The following is a 7,171-nucleotide window of genomic DNA, read 5'->3' as shown; positions in this document are numbered from 1 at the left end:
CCAGGGCCAGGCGGCTCCGCGTGGGCAGGCCCAGCCGCAGGCCGCCGCCCAGCCGCAGCCGGCGGTGCGCACCGCCAACCGCTGAGGCGGCTGGTGGGCTCGAGCGCGACGGCTTCAGGATGACACGCCACGTCATGCCCGCGTCTTCGCGGGCGTCCACGGCTTCGGCGTAGCGCCCGACGTTCCTGGACAGTCGCGGACGCCCGGCTCCGCCGGGCATGGCGGCGTGAGCGGACGAGCGTCCCGCTTCAGCCGACCGCGGCGACCGCCGCGCGCGCGACGTCGGCGTGGATCGCGTCGCGGCCGTCGCCGTCGAGCGTTGAGCCGGTGAGGTAGCAGGCGAGCACCAGCGGCGCGCCGGCGGGCGGCCAGATCACCGCGACGTCGTTCGCGGTGCCGTTCGCCCCGCCGCCGGTCTTGTCGCCCGCGGCCCAGCCTTGCGGCAGGCCTGCGCGGAGCCGCGCCGCGCCCGTGCGCCCGTCGACCAGCCAGCGCGTCAGCGCGCCCCGCGATGAGGGGGTCAGAACCTCTCCGAAGACGAGCCGCTCGACCGACAGCGCCATCGCCTCGGGCGTCGTGGTGTCGCGCGGGTCGCCGGGCGCGGCCTCGTTGAGCGCGGGCTCGATGCGGTCGAGCCGGCTCTCGGGATCGCCGATCGAGCGGGCGAAACGGGTCAGCCCCTTGGGGCCGCCGACCGAGGGCAGCAGCAGGTTGGCGCTGGCGTTGTCGCTCAGCGTCATCGTGGCCTCGCAGAGATCCCGGACGCTCGCCTCGCCGCCCACGCGCGACTGCGCGAAGGGCGAATGCTCGACGAGGTCGGCGGCCGTGACGGGCAGGCGCCGGTCGAGGCTCTCGGTCCCTGCGTCGACCCGCGCGAGCACGGACGCGGCGAGCAGCGTCTTGAACGTCGAGGTGATCGGAAAGCGCTCGGACCCGCGCGAGGACCAGCGCCGCGGGCCGCCGACCTCGACGAGCGCGACCCCGAGCCGGCCGCCGCTCTTCGCCTCCAGCGCGTCGAGCGTCGCGGCGAAACGGTCGCGGGCGGCGTCGTCCGGCGTTTCAGCGCGCGCGGGAAGGCGGCCGGCGAGCGCCGCGGCGAGGCCGAGCGTCAGGACCGTCCGCCGCCGCATCGCCGTCTCCCTCTTCGGTCGCGCCTCCCTCACGCGGGGCGGCCGAGGCGCTCCCGCACGAAGGCCTTCACGGCGGCGCCGTCATGGCCGAGCGTCGCCTCCTCGACATAGAGCGCGCCGCCCATCGCGAGCCGCAGGAACCAGACGCCGTCCTGCGAGAACTCTTCCGTGATCATGTCCCATCGCGCGGCGAACACGTAGGCCTCGTCGCCCTGCGCCGCGCCGTCGTCGCCGATGACGAGCGTCGTCGGGCGCTGGAGCGTCGGCAGGCTGTCGTAGATGCGGCGCATCTGGCCGCCCTGGAGCGCGCCGGCGAGGATCGCGAGCGCCGCCATGCCGGCGAGCGCGAGGCCGACGCCGAGGCCTGCGACGCCCCAGCCGCTGAACGTCGTCGACCAGCCGCCGTCGGTGAAGAGGACGAGCGCGGCGTCGAGGCCGATCGCGTTCTGCTGGCTGAAGACGGCGAAGAAGATCGCGAAGACGACGAGCCACAGGATCACGTTGCGCGTCATGCTCCCGCCGGCCCGCATGGGCGCTGCGAGCCGCATCTGCATCGCCGACCACGGACGGAAGGGCAGGGCCCCGGCGGGCAAGCGCCAGCGGGTCTCGCCGAGCGCGACCCCGGGCTCGGCCGGCCCTGCGCCGATGTCGTGCGTCATGTCGGGCTCCCCGCAAACGAAAAGGCCGCCTTGCGGCGGCCTCGTCTTGTCGTCAGGCGCGCCAAGAGCGCGTCAGTTGAGCTTGGCGCGGATTTCCGACAGGCCCTTCTCGAAGAGCTGGTCGCCGAAGCCGGACTTGGCCTCGCCCGAAAGCACGCGCTCGGCGGCCGCGACCGCGGCGTCGGCCGCGGCGGAGCGGACTTCCGCGACCGCCTGGCTTTCGGCGAGCGCGATCTTCTGCTCGGCCGCCTTGGTGCGGCGGGCGACGAACTCCTCGGCCTTCGCCTTGGCGTCGGCGGCGTAGGCGGCCGCGTCCTTCTTGGCGTTGGCGACGATCTCCTGCGCCTCCTTCTCGGCCTCCTCACGCTTGCGCTTGTAGTCGGCGAGCATGCGGGCGGCGTCTTCGCGAAGGCTGCGGGCCTCGTCGAGCTCGGCCTTGATCTTGGCCGAGCGGCTGTCGAGAGCGCCGAGGATCTTGGCCGGCGCGCCGACATAGACCACGATGCCCATGAAGATCAGGAAGGCGACCAGCACCCAGATGTCGGGAGTACCCATCGTGCTGTCTCCTCAGCGCGCGAGCGAGGCGTCGACCGCCTGCTCGACGGCCCCGCCCTCGGCCGGGCGGCCGGTCAGGCGCTCGACGATCGCCGAGGCCGCGTCGACCGCGATGCCGCGGACGTTGCCGAGCGCGGACGCCTTGGCGTCGGCGATCTGCGTCTCCGAGGCGTCGAGCTTGGCGTTGAGCTCGCTCTCGAGCCTGGCGCGGTGCTCGTCGGCCTCCTTGGAGACCTGCTCGTGCACCTCGGCCGCGATGCGGTGGCCTTCGGCGCGCGCGTCGGCGAGCGTCTTCTCGTAGGAGGCGATCGCCTCGTCGGTCTCGGCCTTGAGGCGGTTGGCCTCGGCGAGATCGCCCTCGATGCGTTCGGCCCGGCCCTCGAGGATGTTCTGGACGCGCGGCAGCGCGACCTTCGACATCAGCAGGTAGAGCGCGCCGAAGAAGATCGCGAGCCAGAACAGCTGACCCGCGAAGGTCTCGCTGTTGAACGGCGGGAACGGCGCCTTGTGGGCTCCGCCATGCGCCTCGGTTCCCGCATGGGTCTCCGCGGGCGCCGCGCCAGACTGGCCGGGCGCGCCGTGGTCGGCCTGCGCGAGGACGTAGAGGCCAGACGGCCCGATCTTCTCGAACATCACGGCTCCATAGGCCTACGCGGCGCCGCTCGATCGGGCGCCGCGCAAACGCGGGACTTCAGGTCGTACGGTTTCGTGTTCGCTCAGACGGCGAACAGGAGGAGCAGCGCGACGAGCAGCGAGAAGATGCCGAGCGCTTCCGTCACGGCGAAGCCGAAGATCAGGCGGGCGAACTGGCCGTCGGCGGCCGAGGGGTTGCGCAGCGCGCCGGCGAGGTAGGCCGCGAAGATCGAGCCCACGCCGATGCCGGCGCCGCCCATGCCGAGGGTCGCGAGGCCCGCGCCGATGTACTTGCCCATATCTTCCATAGTTCTGCTCCTTCGGGTCGTCCGGTGTGTTTCCGAGAACGGCGGGGTGTCGGCCGGCGCTTGGTCGCGCTCAGTGGCCGGGGTGGATGGCGTCGTTGAGGTAGATGCAGGTCAGGATCGTGAAGACGTAGGCCTGCAGGAAGGCGACCAGGAACTCGAGCGCGGTGATCGCGACGGTCATGGCGAGCGGGAGGATGCCGACGAGCAGGCCCGCGGTCCCGAGCGCGCCCGAGAGCATCACGATGAAGCCCGCGAACACCTTCAGGGTGATGTGGCCGGCCAGCATGTTGGCGAAGAGACGAACCGAGAGGCTGATCGGGCGCGAGAGGAACGAGATGACCTCTATCAGCACCACGAGCGGCAGGATGTAGCCGGGAACGCCGGACGGCACGAACAGCTTCAGGAAGTGCATGCCGTGCTTCATGAAGCCGTAGACGATCACGGTGGTGATCACGAGCATCGCGAGCGCGAAGGTGACGATGATGTGGCTCGTCACCGTGAAGCTGAAGGGAATGAGGCCGATCAGGTTCGCGACCAGCACGAACATGAAGAGCGAAAACACCAGCGGGAAGAACTTCATGCCGGCCTTGCCGGCGGTCTGCCCGATCGTGTTCGCCACGAACTCGTAGGACATTTCGGCGAGCGACTGGAGGCGGCCGGGCACCAGGGTGCGGCTCGCGGTCGCGAACATCAGGAAGCCGACGCTCACCGCGACGGTGGCGGCCATGTAGGCGGACGAATTGGTGAAAGCGAGAGCGCCGTCGCCAATCAGGGGGACGATGGTGAACTGGTGGATCGGATCGTTTGCCGCAGCCATCGTCCCTGTCGTTCATCCTGGACGGCGTCGCCGCCGTCGCCTCGCCAAACCGGCGGACCCCGTCAGGGGCCTTCGCTGGTCGTTCCGCCCGGGCCGGACTTGAGTCCAGCCGAGCGCATCACGTTCAGCGTTCCGGCCGCAAAGCCCAGCAGCAGGAACACGATCAACCCCCAGGGCGACGTGCCCAGGAAGTGATCGAACAGCCATCCGACCACGCCGCCGGCGATGACGCCGGCCACGAACTCGGAGCTGAGTTGCAGCGCGCGCGCAAGGCCGGAGGCGTCGGAGCGCGGTTTCCGCGTTCCGGCGTCTTCGGCCTCTCTAAGGTCCGAACGCCGCTTCAGCTCCTGGGCGAGCCGCTCGCGCCGCTCCGCCAGATCGCCGTCGGTCCGGGAACTGTTCGGCGTGGGAGATCCTTCGGAGCCTTGCGTCATTCGCGTCAGCCTTTCCGGACCCCCGGCAGGCCGATCACCCCCGAAAACCGCGCGCACCCTAGTTTTTGGGCCTTGGCGTGTCAAGGTTCCGCCGCAAAGCGCCAAGTATGTGATTCGCAAGGAAAAATCGCCTTTTGCGAGGCCCGCGACGCGATGTCCTAAAGACTAAAGAGCCGGCGCGCCCCGCGCGTCCTCTTGCGCCGCGGGCTTGAGGCAAGGGCGCCTCCTCTTGCGTGGACGTCTCCCGGCATGGGCGCCTCCCTCCCCTGGGACAGGGGAGGGCAGGGTGGGGTGGGCGTCAGAAGGCGCGAACCCGCGCCGTTCACACCGCCTCGGCCAGCCGCTCCGCGGTCCGCAGGTCGACCGAGACCAGCTGGCTCACGCCGCGCTCCGACATCGTGACCCCCAGAAGCCGGTCCATATGCGCCATGGTGATGGGGTTGTGGGTCACGGTCAGGAACCGCGTCGTGGTCGCGCCCGCCATCTCCGACAAGAGCGCGCAGAAGCGCTCGACATTGGCGTCGTCGAGCGGCGCGTCGACCTCGTCGAGCACGCAGACCGGCGCAGGGTTCGTGAGGAACACCCCGAAGATCAACGCGAGCGCGGTGAGCGCCTGCTCGCCGCCCGACAGCAGCGACAGCACCTGGGGCTTCTTGCCGGGCGGGCGCGCGATCACCTCGAGGCCGGCCTCGAGCGGATCGTCGGACTCGACGAGCTCCAGCCGCGCCTCGCCGCCCTCGAACAGCTTTTCGAACAGCTTTCGGAAGTTCGCGTCGACCCGCTCGAAGGCCGCGAGCAGGCGGCCGCGCCCCTCGCTGTTGAGCGAGCGGACGGCCGAGCGCAGGCGCCCGATCGCCTCGGTCAAATCTTCGCGTTCGGCGACGAGGGCCGAGCGCGAGCCTTCCGCCTCCTCGAGGTCCTGTTCGGCGCGAAGGTTCACCGGGCCGAGCCGCTCGCGCGCGGCGCTCGACCGGGCGAGGCGCTCCTCGAGCTCCTGCGGCGGAACGGCGGGCGCGCCCGAGAGCGTCGCCGCGAGCTCCTGCGGGGTGAGGCCGCGCGCCTCCATGATGCGGGCGGCCGCGGCGGCGCGTTTCTCGCGTGCGGCTTCGAGCCGGGCGCCGGCGCGGGCGGTCTCTTCGCGGGCGCCGGCGAGCGTTTCGAGCGCCGCCCGGGCGGCCGCGTCGGCCTCGCGATGGCGCGTCTCGGCGAGAGCGAGTGCGTCGGCGGCCGCCCGCGCCTGCTGTTCGGCGCCGGCGAGCTGCGACCTGAGCGCCGCGCGCTCGGCCGCGATCTCGTCGGGGCGCCCGGCGAGCGCGGCGCGTTCGGCCTCGCTTTCGGCCCGGCGCGTCTCGAGATCGACGAGCTGCGCCGCGGCCGCCTCGCGCCGGCGCGTCCAGGCGTCGCGTTCGGCCGCGAGCTCGCCTCGCCGCGCCGCCTGCCGCTGGCGCTCCTCGACGAGCGCCTCGGACTCCGCGCGCCGCTCGGCCGCCGCCTTGCGGGCGACGGCGACGCGCTCGCGCAACGGGACGAGGACGCCGTCGTCCTGCACGGGAAGGGCTGCGAGCCGTTCGGCGGCGGCGGCGAGCGCGGCTTCGGCTTCCGCTTGGGCCGCGGCGACCCGCGCGCCGGCTTCGGCGAGCGCGGAGAGCCGCGCCGTGGTCCGGGCGCCGGCGCGCTCGGCCGCGCCATGGGCCTCGCGGGCTGAGTCGAAGGCTTGCCGGGCCGAGCGCGAGGCCTCGCGCGCCTGCTTCTCGGCGACGACCGCCTGGCTGACGCGCGAGCGGGCGGCCTCGACGATCTGGCGCAGGCGATCGGCCTCGGCGCGGGCCTCGGCCGCAAGCCGCTCGACCGCGCCGAGCCGGTTCTTCTCCGCGAGCCTGCGGGCCGCAGGCGTCGGCGCGTCGGCCGCAAGCGTCAGCCCGTCCCAGCGCCAGACGTCGCCCTGACGGCTGACGAGCCGCTGGCCGGGCCGAAGGCTCCGCGACAGCGCAGGGCCTGCGACGCGCTCCACCACGCCGATCTGCGCGAGGCGCCGGGCGAGTTCGGGCGGGGCGACCACATGGTCGGCGAGCGCGTCGACGCCGGCTGGCAGAGCCGGATCGCCGTCGGCCTCCACCCCGGCCCAGCGCGCCGGCGCGCGCGGATCGACCGCCGCGTCGAGGTCGTCGCCGAGCGCGGCCCCGAGCGCGGTCTCGTAGCCGGGATCGACCACGAGCAGATCGACGGCCGCCGGATATTTGCGGGCGGGATCGTCGGCCACGAGCTTTGCGAGCGTGCGCGCCTCGGTCATGGTCCGCTCGGCGCGCGAGGCGGCCTGCGCCGAAGGCCCGCGGACCTCCGATTCGGCGCCGCGCGCCTTGGCGAGCTCCGCCTCGGCGGCCTCCACGCGATCCTCCGCGGCCTGCGCCGCGCCGCGCGCCGCCTCGACGCGGACGGCGAGCGCCGCGGCGTCGCCCTCGCGGGCGGCCTCCGCCTTCAGGCGGCCCGTCTCGCCGTCGATCTCGCGCGCCTCGCGCTCCAGCCGCGCGAGCTTGTCGGCGGCGTCGGCGCGGCGCCGGTCGAGGTCGCGCCGTTCGGCGGCGCCGGCGGCGAGCGCCGCGGCGGCGGAGGCGAGCGCGGCCTCCGCCTCGCCGAC

General features: G+C 73.1%; 8 protein-coding genes. All 8 read right to left on the bottom strand.

From position 1 onward, the window contains the following. Positions 1-248: 248 nt before the first annotated feature. Complete coding sequence (gene bla, locus ACFOWB_RS02180) at positions 249-1,130, bottom strand: class A beta-lactamase (protein ID WP_261401532.1); 882 nt, start codon at positions 1,128-1,130, stop codon at positions 249-251. 29 nt (positions 1,131-1,159) lie between these two features. Beyond that, the gene (locus ACFOWB_RS02175) at positions 1,160-1,789 is read right to left on the bottom strand and encodes a hypothetical protein (RefSeq protein ID WP_261401533.1); all 630 of its coding nucleotides are present in this window, start codon (positions 1,787-1,789) and stop codon (positions 1,160-1,162) included. Positions 1,790-1,861: 72 nt separating this feature from the next. Continuing rightward, positions 1,862-2,344, bottom strand: coding sequence for a F0F1 ATP synthase subunit B family protein (locus ACFOWB_RS02170; RefSeq protein ID WP_261401534.1), 483 nt, complete (start codon positions 2,342-2,344; stop codon positions 1,862-1,864). A 12-nt stretch (positions 2,345-2,356) separates the two neighbouring features. Further along, complete coding sequence (locus ACFOWB_RS02165; protein ID WP_261401535.1) at positions 2,357-2,977, bottom strand: F0F1 ATP synthase subunit B family protein; 621 nt, start codon at positions 2,975-2,977, stop codon at positions 2,357-2,359. A gap of 83 nt (positions 2,978-3,060) precedes the next feature. Beyond that, positions 3,061-3,285: a F0F1 ATP synthase subunit C gene (locus ACFOWB_RS02160; RefSeq protein WP_261401536.1), complete on the bottom strand. Its 225-nt coding sequence runs from the start codon at positions 3,283-3,285 to the stop codon at positions 3,061-3,063. A gap of 70 nt (positions 3,286-3,355) precedes the next feature. Continuing rightward, a complete protein-coding gene (locus ACFOWB_RS02155) occupies positions 3,356-4,102 on the bottom strand; it encodes a F0F1 ATP synthase subunit A (protein ID WP_261401537.1) in 747 nt (248 codons plus the stop codon). Between the two features lie 62 nt (positions 4,103-4,164). After that, a complete protein-coding gene (locus tag ACFOWB_RS02150) occupies positions 4,165-4,536 on the bottom strand; it encodes an AtpZ/AtpI family protein (protein ID WP_261401538.1) in 372 nt (123 codons plus the stop codon). Positions 4,537-4,858: 322 nt separating this feature from the next. Then, on the bottom strand, positions 4,859-7,171 hold a 2,313-nt coding region (locus tag ACFOWB_RS02145), incomplete at its 5' end, for a chromosome segregation protein SMC (protein WP_378145420.1).

The organism is Chenggangzhangella methanolivorans, from assembly GCF_042648545.1.
Lineage (GTDB): Bacteria > Pseudomonadota > Alphaproteobacteria > Rhizobiales > Methylopilaceae > Methylopila > Methylopila methanolivorans.
The sequence above is the reverse complement of the archived record's forward strand: the minus strand, read 5'-3'. Positions and strand labels throughout refer to the sequence as shown.